Source organism: Bradyrhizobium sp. 134 (assembly GCF_023074155.1).
Taxonomy (GTDB): domain Bacteria; phylum Pseudomonadota; class Alphaproteobacteria; order Rhizobiales; family Xanthobacteraceae; genus Bradyrhizobium.
Window position 1 is genome coordinate 1 of the sequence record NZ_JADPKX010000005.1, and the last position, 511, is coordinate 511.

General features: G+C 61.4%; 1 protein-coding gene. It reads right to left on the bottom strand.

What is annotated here, in order from left to right:
* On the bottom strand, nt 1-511 hold a 511-nt coding region (locus IVA75_RS00770; RefSeq protein ID WP_247286778.1), incomplete at both ends, for a PAS domain S-box protein.

Below are 511 nucleotides of genomic sequence, written 5' to 3' on the forward strand. Positions count from 1 at the left end.
AACGCGCACGCCATAAAGGAAGCGGCCTGCCGAATCCCGCACCGACGAGCTGAATATATCGAGATAACGCACGGATCCATCGGGCCGCAATGCCCGCTTGCGGGTGGTGTAGTTCTCGATGTCGCCGCGGACCTGCCGGACGTACAGTTCGGCATCCTCCGCCTGGTCGTCGGGATCGGTGTAGTCGAAGAAGGTCATTCCGAGCAATTCGTCGCGCGAGCGTCCCGCGATGCGGCAGAGGGAATCATTCACCCGCAAGAAGCGCCCGCTCTGATCGGTCTCAGCGATGCCGACGATGGCGGCCTCATAAGTTGCCGCGAGCCTGGCTTCACTAGCGTTCCGTGCCTCTTCGGCAATACGGAGTTCGGTGACATCTGTGGTGAAGCAGCGCGTGTTGACGAACTTGCCTTCGACAATGCGGCTGTTCGACGTAATCAGCACATGCTTGATGGAGCCGTCACGCGCCCGCAGCCGCGCGGGATAACGATCGAGCGGCTCGCCGCATGAAAGG